The following is a 17,501-nucleotide window of genomic DNA, read 5'->3' on the forward strand; positions in this document are numbered from 1 at the left end:
CCACTTAAATTGTTCAGGATTCGATCCAAAAAAGGCCGGGCATGCCCGGCCCTTGCGGAAATACATCACCACTCGCTGAATCAGGCGCTGGTTTTACCGGACAGCAGATCCAGCACTTCCTGTACGCTGGTGGTGGTCGCCAGTCGGGCAATCACGCTGTCATCGTCCAGTGCATTCGTCAGGCTGGTAATCACCTGGATATGCTCGTTATTGCGGGCGGCAATACCAATCACCAGGCGAGCGATGTCGTCTTCTTCCTCACCGAAGCGCACGCCTTCCGGATACTGGCAGAATACTACCCCGGTCTTCAGCACGCGGTCTTTCGCGGCAATCGTACCGTGCGGCACGGCAATTGACTCACCGAGGTAGGTTGGCGTCAGTTTTTCACGTTCCAGCATCGCTTCGACGTATTCCGGCTCAACGTAGCCGCCTTTTACCAGCTGTTCACCGGCAAAGCGAATCGCCTGCTCTTTTTCGCTGGCATGATTGCCGAGGAATACATTGCTGGCGGTCAGCTTGAACAGATGCTCCTGGCCTTCATCAAAGCTGTCGCTGAGCGTGGTGCTCACTTTTTCGCGATGTTCGGCGCTGCGGTTAGCTTCGACCAGACGCGCGGTCAGATCGTTATACAGGCCGCTGTCGAGGAAGTTGGTCAGGGAAATATGCTGCGCATGGGGCGCCTGGCGCATCGCACGCTCGGTGAGATCGCGGTGGGTAATGACCAGATCCACATCGCCCGGCAGGCTGTTAATGGCCGTGTTGGTCACAGAAATCGTGGTCAGGCCCGCATCGTTCACTTTCTTACGCAGCACGCCTGCACCCATGGCGCTGGAGCCCATACCGGCATCACAGGCCACGATGATTTTGCGCACGTGGGATAAATCGGAGTGCAGCGCATCGGCACCGGCTACGGTTGCTGACTGGCCTTTTGACTGCGCTTTCATTTCCTGCATACGACGGGTAGCCGCTTCGATGTCGTCTTCTTCTTTCACCTTGCTGGTTTTCAGCAGAACGGCTGACACCACAAAGGAGACGGCGAAGGCAGCAACAATGGCCGCAATGTTCGCGAAGTAGGCGCCTTTTGGCGTCATTGCCAGTACGGCGAGGATGGAACCCGGAGAGGCCGGTGATACCAGACCGCCGTTCAGCAGCGTCAGGGTAAAGACGCCGGTCATACCGCCCAGAATCACCGCCAGAATCAGACGCGGATTCATCAGCACATACGGGAAGTAAATCTCGTGAATACCGCCCAGGAAGTGGATGATCGCCGCACCGCCGGCAGACTGTTTAGCATTGCCACGGCCGAAGAACATATAGGCCATCAGCACGCCCATACCCGGGCCCGGGTTCGCTTCAATCAGGAAGAAGATAGATTTACCGGCTTCGCTGGCCTGCTGAATACCCAGCGGCGAGAAGATACCGTGGTTAATCGCATTGTTCAGGAACAGGATTTTTGCCGGTTCAACGAAGATTGAGGTCAGCGGCAGCAGGTTGTTCTGCACCATCAGATTCACGCCGGCGGCAAGAATATGCGACAGGCCCTCAACCAGCGGACCGATAGCCAGGAATGCGAGGATAGCCAACAGCATGCCGATAATACCGGCAGAGAAGTTGTTAACCAGCATTTCGAAGCCGCTTTTAATCTTACCGTCAACCTGGCGGTCGAAGGTTTTGATTGCCCAACCGCCCAGCGGACCGGCAATCATTGAGCCGAGGAACATCGGCATATCGGCACCGACGATCACACCCATGGTAGTAATCGCACCGACTACGCCACCGCGATCGCCACCGACCAGGCGTCCGCCGGTATAACCGATCAGCAAGGGCAGCAGATAGGTAATCATTGGGCCAACCAGCTTCGCCAGCGTTTCGTTTGGCAGCCATCCGGTTGGAATAAACAGCGCGGTGATAATACCCCAGGCAATAAATGCCCCGATATTTGGCATTACCATATTACTCAGAAAGCGACCAAAGTTCTGAACCTTGATCTTGATATCTGATGAGGACATAAAAGCACACCTCTTATTGGTACGCGCTGACCATGTAAGAGAGCGCGCTGATGTTGTTTGAAGACGATTACGGCTAAAAAGCCGTCAGTATCACTGTATGCAAGCGGACTCTATCACGCGAATATGACGCTGCGTAGTCGGTGAATTATGTGTGATCTGGATCACTATGTATGAGGGGGGGAGGAGGGGTTTATTGTGATATTGATCACAATAAACTTGTGTAAAAAAACCACAAAGGTCAAAATTCGAGCATCAACAGGCCAATAATGTGATATAAATCACGTAGTTGAATGCGGACTTTGTTCTTTATTTGTGATGTAGATCACAAGAAACTTTTCTTTACATGCCGGCTCATGTGCCGCCATTCGAACGCGATCAGCTCTGCCCACGCTCTGTAACTAAGCTACATATCAGGCTACACGTTTATTCCACTTTTATTCCGTCACGGGCGGGGAAGAATATACCACCCCGACGAACGGATATTCAGGTTCACGCAGGGAATAAATAAGGCCACCGACGGGTGGCCTTATTATCACGGTGGGAGGTAAGCCCCACTGCAATATTACTGAATGCTGTTCTGCAGTACGCTTTGCGCCTGAGTCAGTGCCTGGGCATTCATGCTCAGGTTGCTCATCAGGGTGTTATAAGCCGATGCCTGATCCTGCGTGGGGAACTGCACCGCCGAGCCGTTAAAGCTGACGCGCGTTCCCTGCTGCTGCAGGAAATCACCGGCCTGAATCACATCCTGGCTCAGCGTTTGTAGCGTCGGCAGCAGAGGCATTAATGCGTCCGCCGGCTGGGTCACCACTTTATTAAAGACATTGTCGTAGACGGTTTTCAGGTCTTCCGGCTGCTTCAGCGTGGCTTTGCTGCTGTCGGCCTGCGTTTTGGCCGTCTGAATCTGCTGGTTCAGCACGCCCAGGGAGCCGCTGGCCTGACGCAGCGAATCGCGGCGGGTCAGATAGTCCTGCGGTGTGCGGATCGCGGAAAGCTCATCCACCACCGGTTTTAACCCGGTATCAACGGCCTTGTTCACCTGCTGAGAAAAGCCGTAAATAATGGCGTAATCGCTAACGTAATTGCCGAACTTCTGCTTCTGATCTTCGCTCAGCGAAGGCAGGTGCTCGCCGCTGCGCATCACCGTATTTTGCAGAAAATCGATAAACGCCTTGCGTTGGTCGGCTTCTTTATCACCGCAGCCGGTCAGCTGCAGCACCAGAAACAGCGCCATAAACGGCACCAGCAAACGCATCCAGATGCGTGCAGGTCCTGTGGTCATGAGAAAAAACTCCTGTTAAACATCTTGCGGGTTGTGAAGAAGATAAATCCTGAATGAAGGATAGTCGAACTCGTTTTCGAAGGATAGCGCGATCGACAATGTGACCATCGGGGAACGGTAATGACGTCTGCCCGGCTGACGGGACGGTTTATCGTTCGATCTCTCCTTAAACAGATTAGCAAGGCTTATAAGACCTAAGCCAATGACAATAAAGGAGACGGAGAGAGTGTCTTCCATTTTTTGCAAAGCAAAACAAAAAAATAATTAAAAAATATGACCTGTATCACCAGGATTCGTCTAATACTTAGGATCCTGGCGTTTCCCTGTGCTGCCTCGCAGTTTTCCAGCGGTTGATGTTCGCCAGTATTCTGAGCCTGTGCTTGAGGCTCAACTCCTCTGGTCGTTCACATTAAGTGATTTTAATGAGGTGTGTGCTTATGGAAACAAAAGATCCAATGTTTGAATTACTCTCCAACCTGGAGCAGATCGTGCTGACGCGTGATGTGTTGCAGGCTGGCGCATTAATCGAGAGTGAAGCAGCGATGCCCGAACCCAAACGGATCAGGGAAATTAGCGGCATGCAGATTGATGAGTTTGCCCTGGCAATGGGCGTGAGCGTTTCATCGGTGAAAAGCTGGGAAGCACAACGTACCAAGCCGTCAGGCAGCGCACAAAAACTGATGCAGTTGATTCATTCGAATCCGTATCTGGGACGACAGTTGCTGGAAAGATAAAAGAGCTAAAAAAACAAACCCGCCACAGGGCGGGTTTTATGCAAAAAAGCCTTAGCGCCCCGCTTTCATATCGATGACAAAACGGTACTTCACATCACCCTTCAGCATCCGCTCAAACGCCTCTTCCACCTGATTCAGGCGAATCACCTCAACATCCGACACGATATTGTGCTGGCCGCAGAAATCGAGCATCTGCTGGGTTTCCTTGATGCTGCCGATCGAGGTGCCGGAAATACTCAGGCGTTTAAACACGATTGGCGTGACGTTTGGGGACTTATGCGGTGAGTCAGGAATGCCCACCAGCACCAGGTGACCGTTGGTTTTCAGCGCGTTGAGGTAAGGGTCGAGATCGTGCGGTGCGGCCACGCAGTCCAGGATCATATCCAGACTGTTCTTCACGCTCTCCATCTGCTCTGCATCTTTCGACACCACCACCTGGCTGGCACCCAGACGCAGCGCGTCGGCACCTTTCGCCGGGGACGTGGTAAACAGCACCACTTCAGCACCCAGCGCGCTCGCCAGTTTCACCGCCATATGGCCCAGGCCACCCAGCCCGATAATCCCCACGCGCTGGCCAGGCTGTACGTTCCAGTGCTTCAGCGGCGACCACGTGGTCACACCGGCGCACAGCAGCGGTGCGACCGCGCTCAGTTCCAGATTCTCCGGCACGGAGACCACAAACTTGCTGTCGACCACGATGCTGTCGGAGTAGCCGCCGAAGGTCATGCCGCCAATGGTTTTTTCTTCGCTGTTATAGGTTGCGGTAAAACCTTCTTCACAGTACTGCTCTTCGCCGCCGTGGCACTGAGCACAGTGGCCGCAGGAGTCGACCATCACGCCCACGCCAACCAGGTCGCCCGCTTTAAACGCGGTGACGTCGCTGCCGGCGGCGACGACGCGCCCAACGATCTCGTGGCCCGGCACCAGCGGGAACTGGCTGACGCCCCATTCGTTACGCGCCATATGCAGGTCAGAGTGGCACACACCACAGTAGTGGATGTCGATATGGACATCACCGGCCTGCAGGTCGCGACGCTTAAATTCGAAGGGTTCGAGAGGGGTGTTGGCTGCTTTGGCAGCGTATCCAAAGGATTGCATAAATGTCTTAACCTGAATGGCAAAAACCGCACAGGGTAAGGAAATGGTGCGCGAGGGGCAAGGCGGAATTGTAAGTCGGGGTGTCTGCGCGATAAAAAAGGGCGGACCGATGGCCCGCCCCTGATGGCCGCAGATTACTGCAGCAGGGAGATATCCGCGACCTGCAGGAACAGCTCGCGCAGCTTAGCCAGCAGCGTCAGGCGGTTAATACGCACCGCCTGGTCATCGGCATTTACCATCACCTTGTCGAAGAAGTTATCCACCGTCTCGCGCAGCTCAGCCAGCTCGATCAGCGCTTCCTGGTAGCGGCCTTCTGCAAAGTAAGGCTGCAGCTTGCTGCTCAGGGCTGACACGTAGGTCGCCAGCTTGATCTCTTCATTCTCTTTCAGCAGCACGGCCTGCACGCTGTCGTTCAGCGGTTCGCTGGACTTGGCAAGAATGTTAGAGACGCGTTTGTTGGCGGCGGCCAGCGTGGCAGCGGCTTCCAGCGTGCGGAAGTGGGAGACCGCCTTCATGCGGGCATCGAAGTCCGCCGGGCGGGTCGGGCGACGCGCCAGCACGGCCTGGATGGTATCCACGCTGTGGCCTTCTTCCTGATACCAGGTGCGGAAACGCCCCAGCATAAAGTCGATCACCTCATCCACAACCTTGGCGTTAGACAGCTTGCTGCCGTACAGGCGCACCGCTTCTTCCGTCAGGGTTTGCAGATCCAGCGGCAGGTTTTTCTCAACGATGATACGCAGCACGCCCAGCGCGGCACGGCGCAGAGCAAACGGGTCTTTATCGCCTTTCGGATGCTGACCGATGCCGAAAATGCCGGCCAGGGTGTCCATCTTATCGGCGATTGCCAGCGCGCAGGCAATCGGGTTAGACGGCAGCTCGTCACCGGCAAAGCGCGGTTGATACTGCTCGTTCAGCGCGACCGCAACGTCTTCGGCTTCGCCGTCGTGACGCGCATAGTGCATGCCCATCACGCCCTGGGTGTCGGTAAATTCGAACACCATGTTGGTCATCAGGTCGCACTTGGACAGCAGGCCAGCACGGGTCGCGTGATTCACATCCGCACCGATCTGGGCAGCAATCCATCCCGCCAGCGCCTGAATGCGGTCGGTTTTATCGCGCAGAGTGCCCAGCTCTTTCTGGAACAGTACGGTTTCCAGACGCGGCAGGTTATCTTCCAGACGACGCTTACGGTCGCTATTGAAGAAGAACTCGGCGTCGGCGAGGCGTGGACGCACCACCTTCTCGTTACCGGAGATAATCTGCTGCGGATCTTTCGAGATAATGTTCGTCACGAAGATGAAGTTTGGCAGCAGCTTGCCCGCGGTGTCATACACCGGGAAATACTTCTGATCGCCCTTCATGGTGTACACCAGCGCTTCAGCCGGAACCGCGAGGAACTTCTCTTCAAACTTCGCCGTCAGCACCACCGGCCACTCCACCAGGGAGGTAACCTCTTCCAGCAGGCTTTCGCTCAGATCGGCGACGCCACCGATTTTACGGGCTGCTTCTTCAGCATCAGCTTTAATCGTGGCTTTACGCGCTTCGAAATCCGCCTGCACTTTACCGCGCTCCAGCAGGATCGCAGGATACTGGTCGGCATTGTCGATGGTGAATTCCGGCTCGCCCATAAAGCGGTGTCCGCGGATCGTACGCGCCGAATCGATACCCAGAATGGTGGCCGGGATGGACTCGTCGCCGAGCAGGATGGTCACGGTATGCACCGGACGCACAAACTGCACGTCAGACGCGCCCCAGCGCATCAGTTTCGGGATCGGCAGCTTCGCCAGTGAGGTGGCGATCATTGCCGGCAGCAGCGCCTGAGCGCGCTCACCGGTCACTTTCGCACGGTACACCAGCCATTCACCTTTGTCGGTGCTCAGGCGTTCAGCCTGATCGACGGTGATACCGCAGCCGCGCGCCCAGCCCTCAGCGGCCTTGGTGGCCACGCCGTTGGCGTCAAACGCGGCGGCAATTGCCGGGCCGCGTTTTTCTACTTCGCGATCCGGCTGTGCGGCGCTCAGGTTGGCGACTTTCAGCGCCAGGCGGCGCGGCGCGGCGAACCACTTCACGTCGCCGTGGGCCAGGCCAGCCGCATCCAGCTCTGCGGTAAAGTTTGCTGCGAAAGACTCGGCCAGGCTGCGCAGGGCTTTCGGAGGCAGCTCTTCGGTGCCGATTTCCACCAGGAAGGTTTTTTCAGTCATGGCTGCCTCTTATTTCTTGTTATTGCACATCGGGAAGCCTAACGCCTCGCGGGAGGCATAATAGGCTTCGGCCACGGCTTTCGTCAGGGTGCGGATACGCAGAATATAACGCTGACGCTCGGTGACGGAGATGGCTTTGCGGGCATCCAGCAGGTTAAAGCTGTGTGCGGCTTTCAGAATACGCTCGTAGGCAGGCAGCGGCAGCGGTTTTTCCAACGCCAGCAGGCTCTGCGCTTCTTTCTCGTACTGCTCGAAGCAGGTGAAAAGGAAATCGACATCGGCGTATTCGAAGTTATAGGTGGACTGCTCCACTTCGTTCTGATGGAACACGTCGCCGTAGGTGGTTTTACCCAGCGGACCGTCGCTCCACACGAGATCGTAAACGCTGTCCACGCCCTGGATGTACATCGCCAGGCGCTCCAGACCGTAGGTGATTTCACCGGTAACCGGCTTGCACTCCAGGCCGCCAACCTGCTGGAAGTAGGTGAACTGCGTCACTTCCATGCCGTTCAGCCACACTTCCCAGCCCAGACCCCAGGCACCCAGCGTTGGGTTTTCCCAGTTGTCTTCCACGAAGCGGATATCGTGGATGGTCGGGTCCATGCCCAGCTCTTTCAGCGAGCCGAGGTACAGCTCCTGAATGTTGTCCGGCGATGGCTTGATGATCACCTGGAACTGGTAGTAGTGCTGTAAGCGGTTCGGGTTTTCACCGTAGCGGCCGTCGGTAGGGCGGCGTGACGGCTGCACGTAGGCCACCGCCGTTGGCTCTGGCCCCAGCGCCCGCAGGCAGGTCATCGGGTGAGAAGTACCAGCGCCCACTTCCATATCCAGCGGTTGGATGATGGTGCAGCCCTGGCGCGCCCAGTAATCCTGTAAGGTCAGGATCAGGCCCTGGAAAGTCTTGGTATCAAACTTTTGCATGTTGATTTCGCACGCGATACGAGTGGTTAAAAAAGTGGGCGTCAGTATACCCTTTGACCGGGTTGATTACCAAAATGGTAATGATAACGGCGGTGATTTAATCGAATCCGCTGCTTTTGTCGGCGACGCCACACATTTTATTCGTCCTGTTCCGAGTTTTTGCCCATCGGGTTGTTGAAGTCCGTTCTCCTGGCCAGAATTAGCGAGCATCGATACGGACTTTTCCGGCAAACAGGATTGAAATAATGCAGAAAATTGGCTGGATAGATAATTTACGCGCAGTGGCGTGTTTGATGGTGATTATGATCCACACCACCACCTGGTACGTGACCACCGGCATGTCGGTCGGCGAGCACAGCTGGGACCTTTCAAACCTGCTGAATTCGGCATCTAGGGTGTGCGTGCCGATCTTCTTTATGATCTCCGGCTACCTGTTCTTCGGCGAGCGCAGCGCGCAGAAGCGCCATTTCCTGCGGGTGGTGCTGTGCCTGCTGTTTTACAGTGCGATTGCGCTGGCCTACATCAGCCTGCTGACGCCGATTAATGAAGTCACATCGCTGAAAAACCTGCTGCAAAAGCCGATTTTTTACCACCTGTGGTTTTTCTTCGCGATTATCGCCATCTATATGTTTTCACCGCTGATTCAGGTGAAGCCGGTCAGCGCGGGCTATATGGCGATTGTGATCCTGGTGCTGGCGGTACTGGCGAACCCGAATACCGTTGACGGCTCGATTGCCCGTTTTCACTGGCTGCCGGTGAACCTCTATATCAACGGGGATTCCATCTACTATCTGCTGTACGCGCTGACCGGCCGGGCCATCGGCACGATGAAAACCGACAGGCGGGGCGTTAGCTGGCTGGCGGCGATAACCTTTATCGTCTGCGTGCTGGTCATTGCCTTCGGCACCAAACGCCAGTTCGCGATTAACGGGGCCTTCGCCGATACCTGGTACCTCTACTGCGGTCCGGCGGTGTTTATTGCCGCCGTCAGCCTGCTGGTACTGTTTAAAAACACGCTAAACGAGCGGCCTTTGCCGATTTTAGCCACCATTTCGCGTTATTCCCTGCCGATTTACGGCTTCCACGCGCTGTTTATCCATTACATGCGCACCCACGGGCTGGATAATACCGATCGTCCGCTGATCGACATCCCGCTGGTGTTTGCCATCACCCTCGGCGGCAGCCTGCTGCTGGCCATCGGCCTGCAGCGCATCGATAAACATCACCTGGTCAGCTAGTCCGCCTGCCAGCGCTGCTGTGCGCGACGCAGCTGGCGGGAGGAGGAGAACCCTGCCGCCAGCGCCGCCTGCTCGTTGCCTTCGCCCTGCTGGCGCCGCTGCTGGACAATCGCCAGCCGCAGCTGCTCGTGATACTCACGCACGCTAATGCCCAGATGCTGGCGGAACAGCCGCGTCAGATGGCGCGCGCTGACGTGGACCCGATCGGCGATGTCATCCAGCGACCACTCCTGCTCCGGCTGCTGGATCAGCAGATCCTGAGTGCGGTGAATGGCCGGGTGCATATGGTTGCGGTAGCGCAGCCACGGCGAAAGCTGCGGGTCATCCCCCGAACGGCGGAAGTAAACCACCATTTCCCGCGCCACGTTCAGCGCCATCTGCGAGCCGCAGAGGCGATTAATCAGATGCAGCGACAGATCGATGCCGGCGGTAATCCCTGCGCTGGTCCAGATGCCGCGATCTTCGATAAAGATGCGGTTTTCCCGCACGATAGCGGCAGGTTCGGCGGCTTTCAGCCTCGCGATAACTTCATGATGGGTGGTGCACTCCACGCCGTGCATCAGCCCGGCACGGGCGGCCAGCAGCGAGCCTGAGCACACGCAGATCAAGCTGATATGGCGGGCATGGATCGCGGGCTGAATGCGCATCAGCCAGTTGCGCGCGGCAATCGCCTGCGGCGTATCGAACCATACCGAGGAGTCCTGCACGCCCGGCACCACCAACAGGCTGCCGGGGGGTAACGCTTCCGGCAGCGGCTGGATGCGGCTAATGGTCATATCCGTTGAGCTCAGCACGGTTTCATCGGGGCCGATATAGTGCAGGCTGAACGCCCCGTCGGCCAGCTTCAGCGTCTCCGCCGGGCCGGTCAGGTCGAGGGTCATCACCCCGGGCAGGGTCAAAAACCACACCGGAATTGTCATGTTATGCAAGCTCCTGCAGGCACTCCTCCACCGTGCGGATCGCGGCGAAGCGATCGATCAGCACGCTTTCGGTACGGTGGCGCAAGTCCGCCACGCTGAGCGTAATGCCGTTATGGGTAAGGGGGGACGTCAGCGTCGCTTCCGTCACAAACGTCACGCGGTAGCCGAGGTCCGACGCCACGCGCGCGGTGGTTTCACAGCACTGTTCGGTACGGATACCGCTCACGATCACGTGCTTCACCTGCCGCTGCTCCAGCCACTGTAGCAGACCGGATTCCGTCAGCGCATTATGTACCGTTTTTTTCACGACGTGCGCCGCCTGATGGGTCAGAAACGGCAGGCGAACCACCAGGCCGGACGCCGGTGAAAACGGGCCTTCGGTTTCCACATGCAGCACGTCCACTACCGGAATAGCTTTCTGCTGGCAGCCGGCGATAAGCCGGCTCAGCGCCTGCTCAAACGCGGGCGTTTCGGGGGTTTGCTGATAGCCACGATGATAGAACGACTGCTGCGCATCAATTACCAGTAAAACGGTATCGGTCATTTTCGGACTCCTTGCCTGAAGGGAATAACCCTATGATGGCAAGGACAAGCGGGTAAAAGAAGGTCATAAACGGACACGATGCTGTCCCTGCAGGACATCCGTGACCTTATTTAATGAAGCCCTGCTTTTTATAAGGGTATCACCGATGGTATACTCGCCGCGCTTCTGTGTTTAAGAGGGAAGATCGTCGTCTCCGGTGAGGCGGCTGGACTTCAAATCCAGTTGGGGCCGCCAGCGGTCCCGGGCAGGTTCGACTCCTGTGATCTTCCGCCAATGAGTGTCTCTTAAGCTCACCTGTTATCTCTTCCAGATATCTTCCCAGTTAACACCTCCCTCCGTTCGGCCGCAATGTAACCAACGCGGCATTGCATCTGCTGGCTGGGAGGCCTCCCGCAAAATGGATACGACCGTACAGTCATTTTATGCAGGTATCTCTGGCATACTAAGCCGTTGCCCAGGACATTTTGCAGCATAGCGGAGGCGACATGAGCAACGATCCCATCACACATTCTCCAGCAGGCGAATTTTTGATCTTCGCCAGCAGCGATGGCCGCTTGCGTGTTGAATGTCGCTTTGAGTCCGATACACTCTGGCTGACGCAAGCGGCGATTGCTGAACTGTACGGCAAAGATGTGCGCACCATTAACGAGCATTGAGTTAATCTGTTTACTGAAAGCGAGATTGATCGAAATTCAACCATCCGGAAATACCGGATAGTTCGACAGGAAGGAAACCGGCGAGTAGCCAGAGAGTTAGAGCACTACAATCTTGACGCGATACTCGCCGTCGGTTACCGCGTTCGATCCACTCGCGGTACGCAGTTCCGTCAGTGGGCCACGCAAACTCTGCAGGAATATCTGATAAAAGGGTTTGTCATGGATGATGAGCGGCTGAAAAATCCGCCCATTGGCACCTCCGCTGTACCCGATTACTTCGATGAGATGCTGGAACGCATCCGCGATATTCGCGCCAGCGAACGCCGGGTTTATCTGCGGGTCAGGGAAATATAATCGTTCTAACGATCCGTTTTATATCGTCAAAAAAAATCGATCCCCTCCTAACACGCTGTAAATATCGCTAGTTAGTCAATCCGGATTATACGACTCTACCAACCTCATCAACCGTCCATTTTTCATCCAAAAACAACGACTACTTAACACTTACGCTAAGTCGATTTGACAATTTTTTGTGTCGATTGCAAATGTATATACAGGAAAGTACATGATCAGATCATATGCACTAATACACATCACAACGGGCGGGGGTGACATGGTTTACTCGGGTAAAGTGAATATCCAGCAGGCAATCGACGAAGCACCGGTTTCACGCTTTCACTGGGTGATTATCATCCTGGGATTTCTGATCCTCGCTATCGACGGATTCGACACGGCGGCGATGGGCTATATCGCCCCCACGCTGTCATCCGACTGGGGCATTAAGAGGCAGGACCTCGGGCCGGTGCTGAGCGCCGCGCTGCTCGGGCTTTCCCTCGGCGCGCTGGTTGCCGGACCGGCCTCGGATCGCCTGGGCCGTAAAAAGGTGCTCGTTTTCTCCTGCCTGTTCTTCGGGCTTGCCAGCCTGGGTACTGCGTACGCGCAGACGCTGAATACGCTGACGCTGTGGCGCTTTCTCACCGGCCTCGGGCTGGGCGCGGCGATGCCAAATGCGATTACGCTGGTCTCTGAGTTTGCTCCTAAGCGCTGCCGCTCAATGGCCATTAACACTATGTACTGCGGTTTTCCCCTCGGCGCGGCGGGCGGCGGGGCGATCTCATCCTGGCTGATCCCCAACTACGGCTGGCACAGCGTGCTGCTGGCCGGAGCCATTGCCCCGCTGGCGCTCACCGTTCTGCTGATCCTGTTCCTGCCGGAATCGGTCAAATACCTGGTGCATCGCGGCAAAGATATTGTGCAAATCCGGCGGATTGCGCAGCGGTTTATCGCCGGGGATCTGGCGCAGGTGACGCATTTTTATCTGGACGAGGAGCGCACCACCAGCAAAAAAGGCAGCGTGGCGCAGCTGTTCAGCCAGCCCTGGCTGGCCGGTACGCTGATGCTGTGGACGACCTATTTTATGGGTCTGGTGATCTATTACGTGCTGCTGAGCTGGATGCCAACGCTGATGCTGGGTATGGGCTATCCGCTGGCGGAATCCGCCTGGCTGACCTCACTGTTTACCTTCGGCGGCACGGCGGGGATCCTGCTGGCGGGCTGGATGATGGACCGCTGGGAGGCGCACAAAGTGGTGATGACCGGTTTTGCCCTGACGATGCTGTTTGCGCTGGCGCTCGGCTTTGAGAACAACCATATCGTGCTGTTCGGCGGGCTGATCTTCCTGATGGGCATCACCATGAACGGCGCGCAGTCGGGCCTGCAAACCCTGGCGGCCACCTTTTATCCGACCCACTGCCGCGCTACGGGCATTGCGTGGATGCAGGGCGTCGGGCGCTTTGGCGGCGTGGCCGGCACCATGATGAGCGCCCAGCTGCTTTCTCAGCAGTGGCAGGCCGACAGCATTCTGATGTTCCTCAGCGTTCCGGCGCTGGTCGCGGCGGCAGCCACGCTGTATAAGCTGCGGCGCTATAACGCGCAAAATCTGAGCGCAGCATAAATTCGTTATCCTGCTCCCGTTGGGGGCAGGATGTTTCGCTCTCCCTTTCTGATAATAATCGGGTAACGTATTGGGAAAAACTCAGCGGGAGGAGTCCTGTGTTCGATTTTTATCCTGAAAAAACCTACGGTAGAAATGAAGTAATGGCTCGTCCATCGCCGGTACCGGCGGTCAATGGCGTATATTTCTGGTGGTTTAAAGATATTCCTCCAGGCGTGCCAACAGACGGCTGTATCACGAGAGAAGGCTTTACGCTGCTGTATGTTGGTATCTCACCGGATAAAAAGGGCAAACCCAACAGCCGCGCCACGTTAAAAACGCGTATCAGAACTCATTACAGCGGCAATGCCGAAGGTTCAACGCTGCGCAGAACGTTGGGCATACTGCTGGCTAAAGAGAGTGGTTTCCCTCTACGCAGAGTGGGGTCAGGCACCCGAACGACTTTTACGCATTTGGGAGAACAGTGGCTTGATCGTTGGATGGAGCTTAACGCAAGAGTGCACTGGGTTGCAGACGACGAACCATGGTTGCTGGAAAAACAGCTGATCGTCGGTATTACCTTACCGCTTAATATTAAAGGGAATAATCATGTCTTCAGGCCTGAGCTTTCGGCCATGCGACGTAAAGCCATGGACGAAGCTAAATTGCTGGTGATCGCCGATGAAACAGGATTTAGTAGAAGGTTTAAAATTGCAGCGGTATAAAGGCCGCTCCGCTTAATTTTATTTCCATAAATTGAATAACTCCGAATATAAAATCACTGCCCCCACTCGGCCAGGCCATTTTTACCTTCACCTCCTCCCGTATTAAGTAAATTAAGATGGATTAATTACCATCCTTGATATCCATCAAGGTGTGGATGCCTGTTTTTGTTCAAAAAGTACGTAGGGGAAAATAAAGGAAAATAATGATGACTGAGCAAGTGCAGGTAAAACTGGCATTTCCACTGTGGAAGGGCGTTTTCACGCTCTTTGTGGGTCTGCTGATCTGGTTTACGCCGCCGCCCGCCGGGTTGGATATTTTTGCCTGGCATATGTTCGCGGTCTTCGCCGCCACCATTCTGGCGATTATTTTAAAAGTGATGCCGATGGGTGCGGTGACCATGGTGGCACTGGTGGTGTCGGCGATGACCGGACTGACGCCGATCTCCGGCGGCGGCAACGGCAAGGTTGCCGCGCTGTCCGGCTTTGCCAACGGCACTATCTGGCTGATTGGTATTGCGATGTTTATCTCCCGCGCGGTGATTAAAACCGGGCTGGGCAGGCGCATCGCGCTGTGGTTCATTTCGAAGTGCGGGCACAGCATGCTCGGCGTGGCCTACGGCCTGGCGCTGTCCGATATGGTGCTCGGCCCGGGCATTCCTTCCGCCTCGGCGCGCGGCGGCGGCATTATGTATCCTATCACCCAGTCGATCGCCACGGCGTATCAGTCCGAGCCGGGACCAACGGCCAGAAAGGCCGGGGCGTTCCTGATGATCTGCGTTTCGCAGATTGATGCCATTATCTGTGCGATGTTCCTGACGGCGATGGCCGGAAACCCGCTGATTGCCGAACTGGCCGCCAGCCAGGGGATTCAGATTAACTGGGGGATCTGGTTCTTAGGTGCTATCGTGCCCGGCCTGCTGACGCTGCTGATTATTCCTCTGTGCCTCTATTATATTTATCCGCCTGAACTGAAAAAAACGCCGGAAATACCGGGCATCGCGCGGGAAGAACTGCGCAAAATGGGCCCGATGTCCCTTGCCGAGAAAATTCTGGCGTTCGACTTCGTGCTGCTGATTGTATTGTGGACCGCGGGCGATATCTTCTTCCAGATCCCGGCCACGCTTTCAGCCTTTATTGGTCTGGTGATCCTGCTGCTCTCCAACATTATGTCGTGGAAGAACATTATCGAAGAGAAAACGGCGTGGGATACGATGTTCTGGTTCGCGGTGCTGGTGATGATGGCCAATGCCCTGAACAAATACGGCATGATTGCCTGGATCTCCAAGGGCATCGTCGGCTATATCGGCCACTTTGACTGGCTGCTGGTGTTCCTGGTGCTGATCCTGGTCTACTTCTATACGCGCTATTTCTTTGCGTCGGCAATGGCGCATATCTCCGCGATGTATCTGGCCTTCCTGGCGGTGGCCGTTTCGGTCGGCGTGCCGCCGCTGCTGGCTGCGCTGACGCTGGGCTACACCTCCAATCTGTCGATGGGGCTGACCCAGTACTCCGGCGGCCCCGGCCCGGCGCTGTTCGGGTCCGGCTACAACTCTACCGGCCAGTGGTGGGGCGTCAGCTTCCTCGTGTCGCTCGTTTCTATTGCCATTTGGCTGCTGGCGGGCGGCGCGTGGATGAAGATTGTGGGCATCTGGTAACACTTACGTTCGCCAGCGGGCAGGCGCTCAGCCTGTCCGCTGCTGAGCGCCTGTCTGCCTTGTCTGCCTTGTCTGCCTTGTCTGCCTTGTCTGCCTGTCTGCCTGTCTGCCTGTCTGCCTGCCTGTCTGCCTGTCTGCCTGCCTGTCTGCCTGTCTGCCTGTCTGCCTGTCTGCCTGTCTGCAACTTAATTGTTATCCGTATATGCCTGGTTATCCGCGCTTTTTTATCGATATCAGCGTCAGCAGCGCCACCATCACCGGCACCAGCGATCCCCACAGTACGGCATTCCAACCGAACAGATGCAGTAGCGCGCCGGAAGAGAATGAACCAATAATCATCACGCCAAACACGATGAAATCATTTAGCGACTGCACCTGGGTTTTCTCTTCGGGGCGGTGGAAATCAACGATCTGAGCGGATGCGCCGGTAAAGCCAAAGTTCCAGCCAACGCCGAGCAGGATCAGCGATACCCAGTAGTGCACGATTTCGGTTCCGGCCAGCCCGGCCAGCACCGACAGACCGGTGATCGCCAGCCCCGCGGCGGCAACGCGTGAGGCGCCGAAGCGGCTAATCAGCCCGCCGGTAAAAAATCCCGGCGCATACATGGCAATCACGTGCCACTGAATGCCCAGGTTCGATGCTTCCTGCGAGATGCCGTGCATATGCATCGCCAACGGGGCGGCGGTCATCAGAAAATTCATCACCATATAGGCCACCGCGCCGGTAAATACCACGCGGGCAAAACCCGGCTGCCGAATAATTTCAGCCAGCGGTCGGCCAGCGGCGCTGGCCTTGTTTTGCGCCACCGGCTCGGCCGACTTCACGCCGGAAAGCACCAGCGCGGAAATCGCGGCCACCAGCGCCTGGGCAATAAAGGTCATTGCAAAGGTATGCGGCGGCCAGAGATCCATGGTGCCGGTCACCAGCATCGGGCCGATAACGCCCGCCGCCACGCCGCCGCCCATCACCAGCGACAGCGCCCGTGCGCGACGCTCTTTGGCCACGCCATCGGTGGCCGCAAAACGAAACGACAGCCCCACGGCCGCATAGGCTCCGCCCATAAACGCGGCCAGACAGAACAGGGAGAAGGAGCCGATGACCACCGCCAGCGCGGCGGCCAGCCCGGTTATCACTCCGGTGCCGGTGCCGAGCATAAAGGCGGCTCTGCGCCCCCGCTTTCTGGCGAATGCGCCGAGCGGTAAAATACAGGCGGCCATCCCCAGCACGAAAATGGTCAGCGGCAGGGTGGCCAGCGTGCTGTCCGACGCAAGGCTGTTGCCGACAATCGCACCGGTGGTATAAAACACCACGGCGTTAGCACCCGCCAGCGCCTGAGCGGCGGCTAGGCGGAAAATATTGCTATTCTGTTGCTGCAGGGGCAGGGTTATCTCAGCGTTCATGCGATCTCTTTACACGGGTTAAATGCCCGATCCCAGGCACCGTTTTCTCCAGCTATCAGATAACAGCATTACCGCCGTAACCACAATGTCAGCAGTTGTCCTTGACAGCCTCAGCGTTCAGGCAACCGCCTAAAACTGACTGCAAAATTCGTGAAGTTCAACACAGATAAACGCTTTATCGCCG

Annotated in this window: 13 protein-coding genes, 1 tRNA gene and 1 pseudogene; 7 read left to right on the top strand and 8 right to left on the bottom strand. The window is 56.5% G+C overall.

The features are described from left to right. Positions 1 to 80: 80 nt before the first annotated feature. Together EC836_RS14980 and EC836_RS14985 are read right to left on the bottom strand one after the other, a co-directional pair. Positions 81 to 2,009 carry a PTS mannitol transporter subunit IICBA gene (locus EC836_RS14980; protein ID WP_123334487.1) on the bottom strand — a complete coding sequence of 643 codons (1,929 nt, stop codon included), beginning with the start codon at positions 2,007 to 2,009 and terminating at the stop codon, positions 81 to 83. Positions 2,010 to 2,571: 562 nt separating this feature from the next. Next, positions 2,572 to 3,288: a DUF3053 domain-containing protein gene (locus EC836_RS14985; protein ID WP_123334489.1), complete on the bottom strand. Its 717-nt coding sequence runs from the start codon at positions 3,286 to 3,288 to the stop codon at positions 2,572 to 2,574. 437 nt (positions 3,289 to 3,725) lie between these two features. Here EC836_RS14985 and EC836_RS14990 point away from each other — a divergent pair, with 437 nt between their 5' ends. Next, positions 3,726 to 4,022: an HTH-type transcriptional regulator gene (locus EC836_RS14990; RefSeq protein WP_123334491.1), complete on the top strand. Its 297-nt coding sequence runs from the start codon at positions 3,726 to 3,728 to the stop codon at positions 4,020 to 4,022. A 51-nt stretch (positions 4,023 to 4,073) separates the two neighbouring features. Here the strand turns inward: EC836_RS14990 and EC836_RS14995 are convergent, their stop codons facing one another. From EC836_RS14995 to glyQ, 3 genes are all read right to left on the bottom strand, one after another. Beyond that, positions 4,074 to 5,120: an NAD(P)-dependent alcohol dehydrogenase gene (locus EC836_RS14995; RefSeq protein WP_123334493.1), complete on the bottom strand. Its 1,047-nt coding sequence runs from the start codon at positions 5,118 to 5,120 to the stop codon at positions 4,074 to 4,076. A gap of 134 nt (positions 5,121 to 5,254) precedes the next feature. After that, positions 5,255 to 7,324 carry a glycine--tRNA ligase subunit beta gene (gene glyS / locus EC836_RS15000; RefSeq protein WP_123334495.1) on the bottom strand — a complete coding sequence of 690 codons (2,070 nt, stop codon included), beginning with the start codon at positions 7,322 to 7,324 and terminating at the stop codon, positions 5,255 to 5,257. Between the two features lie 9 nt (positions 7,325 to 7,333). Then, positions 7,334 to 8,245: a glycine--tRNA ligase subunit alpha gene (gene glyQ / locus EC836_RS15005; RefSeq protein ID WP_012443081.1), complete on the bottom strand. Its 912-nt coding sequence runs from the start codon at positions 8,243 to 8,245 to the stop codon at positions 7,334 to 7,336. A 242-nt stretch (positions 8,246 to 8,487) separates the two neighbouring features. Between glyQ and EC836_RS15010 the strand changes: the two genes are divergently transcribed. Further along, positions 8,488 to 9,483: an acyltransferase gene (locus tag EC836_RS15010; RefSeq protein WP_123334497.1), complete on the top strand. Its 996-nt coding sequence runs from the start codon at positions 8,488 to 8,490 to the stop codon at positions 9,481 to 9,483. Here the strand turns inward: EC836_RS15010 and EC836_RS15015 are convergent. Both EC836_RS15015 and EC836_RS15020 read right to left on the bottom strand, forming a co-directional pair. Next, positions 9,480 to 10,403: a GlxA family transcriptional regulator gene (locus EC836_RS15015; protein WP_123334499.1), complete on the bottom strand. Its 924-nt coding sequence runs from the start codon at positions 10,401 to 10,403 to the stop codon at positions 9,480 to 9,482. The genes EC836_RS15010 and EC836_RS15015 overlap by 4 nt on opposite strands. Before the next feature lies 1 nt (position 10,404). Beyond that, positions 10,405 to 10,947 carry an isochorismatase family protein gene (locus tag EC836_RS15020; RefSeq protein ID WP_123334501.1) on the bottom strand — a complete coding sequence of 181 codons (543 nt, stop codon included), beginning with the start codon at positions 10,945 to 10,947 and terminating at the stop codon, positions 10,405 to 10,407. 178 nt (positions 10,948 to 11,125) lie between these two features. Between EC836_RS15020 and EC836_RS15025 the strand changes: the two genes are divergently transcribed. The 5 genes and pseudogenes from EC836_RS15025 (at position 11,126) to EC836_RS15045 (ending at position 15,916) form a co-directional block, all read left to right on the top strand. Further along, positions 11,126 to 11,220, top strand: a tRNA-Sec gene (locus tag EC836_RS15025). Positions 11,221 to 11,432: 212 nt separating this feature from the next. Beyond that, positions 11,433 to 11,954: pseudogene (locus tag EC836_RS15030) on the top strand (virulence RhuM family protein); the annotation flags it as partial. 262 nt (positions 11,955 to 12,216) lie between these two features. Continuing rightward, entirely contained in the window at positions 12,217 to 13,557 is a 1,341-nt protein-coding gene (locus EC836_RS15035) for an aromatic acid/H+ symport family MFS transporter (protein ID WP_123334503.1), read from the top strand. Between the two features lie 98 nt (positions 13,558 to 13,655). Further along, complete coding sequence (locus tag EC836_RS24990; RefSeq protein WP_123334504.1) at positions 13,656 to 14,261, top strand: GIY-YIG nuclease family protein; 606 nt, start codon at positions 13,656 to 13,658, stop codon at positions 14,259 to 14,261. Positions 14,262 to 14,464: 203 nt separating this feature from the next. After that, a complete protein-coding gene (locus EC836_RS15045) occupies positions 14,465 to 15,916 on the top strand; it encodes a DASS family sodium-coupled anion symporter (protein ID WP_370347913.1) in 1,452 nt (483 codons plus the stop codon). 210 nt (positions 15,917 to 16,126) lie between these two features. On the opposite strand, the gene EC836_RS15050 is transcribed toward EC836_RS15045, so the two are convergent. Next, positions 16,127 to 17,317, bottom strand: coding sequence for an MFS transporter (locus tag EC836_RS15050; protein WP_123334508.1), 1,191 nt, complete (start codon positions 17,315 to 17,317; stop codon positions 16,127 to 16,129). Positions 17,318 to 17,501 lie beyond the last annotated feature (184 nt).

Origin of the sequence: Erwinia sp. JUb26 (assembly GCF_003751505.1) — a bacterium.
In the GTDB taxonomy this organism is placed as follows: Bacteria; Pseudomonadota; Gammaproteobacteria; order Enterobacterales; family Enterobacteriaceae; genus Erwinia.

Bases quoted from the DNA above. Each gene is read 5' to 3' on its own strand.
- EC836_RS14980 (WP_123334487.1), bottom strand. From the start codon at position 2,009: ATGTCCTCATCAGATATCAAGATCAAGGTTCAGAACTTTGGTCGCTTT.
- EC836_RS14985 (WP_123334489.1), bottom strand. From the start codon at position 3,288: ATGACCACAGGACCTGCACGCATCTGGATGCGTTTGCTGGTGCCGTTT.
- EC836_RS14990 (WP_123334491.1), top strand. From the start codon at position 3,726: ATGGAAACAAAAGATCCAATGTTTGAATTACTCTCCAACCTGGAGCAG.
- EC836_RS14995 (WP_123334493.1), bottom strand. From the start codon at position 5,120: ATGCAATCCTTTGGATACGCTGCCAAAGCAGCCAACACCCCTCTCGAA.
- glyS (WP_123334495.1), bottom strand. From the start codon at position 7,324: ATGACTGAAAAAACCTTCCTGGTGGAAATCGGCACCGAAGAGCTGCCT.
- glyQ (WP_012443081.1), bottom strand. From the start codon at position 8,245: ATGCAAAAGTTTGATACCAAGACTTTCCAGGGCCTGATCCTGACCTTA.
- EC836_RS15015 (WP_123334499.1), bottom strand. From the start codon at position 10,403: ATGACAATTCCGGTGTGGTTTTTGACCCTGCCCGGGGTGATGACCCTC.
- EC836_RS15020 (WP_123334501.1), bottom strand. From the start codon at position 10,947: ATGACCGATACCGTTTTACTGGTAATTGATGCGCAGCAGTCGTTCTAT.
- EC836_RS15035 (WP_123334503.1), top strand. From the start codon at position 12,217: ATGGTTTACTCGGGTAAAGTGAATATCCAGCAGGCAATCGACGAAGCA.
- EC836_RS15045 (WP_370347913.1), top strand. From the start codon at position 14,465: ATGATGACTGAGCAAGTGCAGGTAAAACTGGCATTTCCACTGTGGAAG.
- EC836_RS15050 (WP_123334508.1), bottom strand. From the start codon at position 17,317: ATGAACGCTGAGATAACCCTGCCCCTGCAGCAACAGAATAGCAATATT.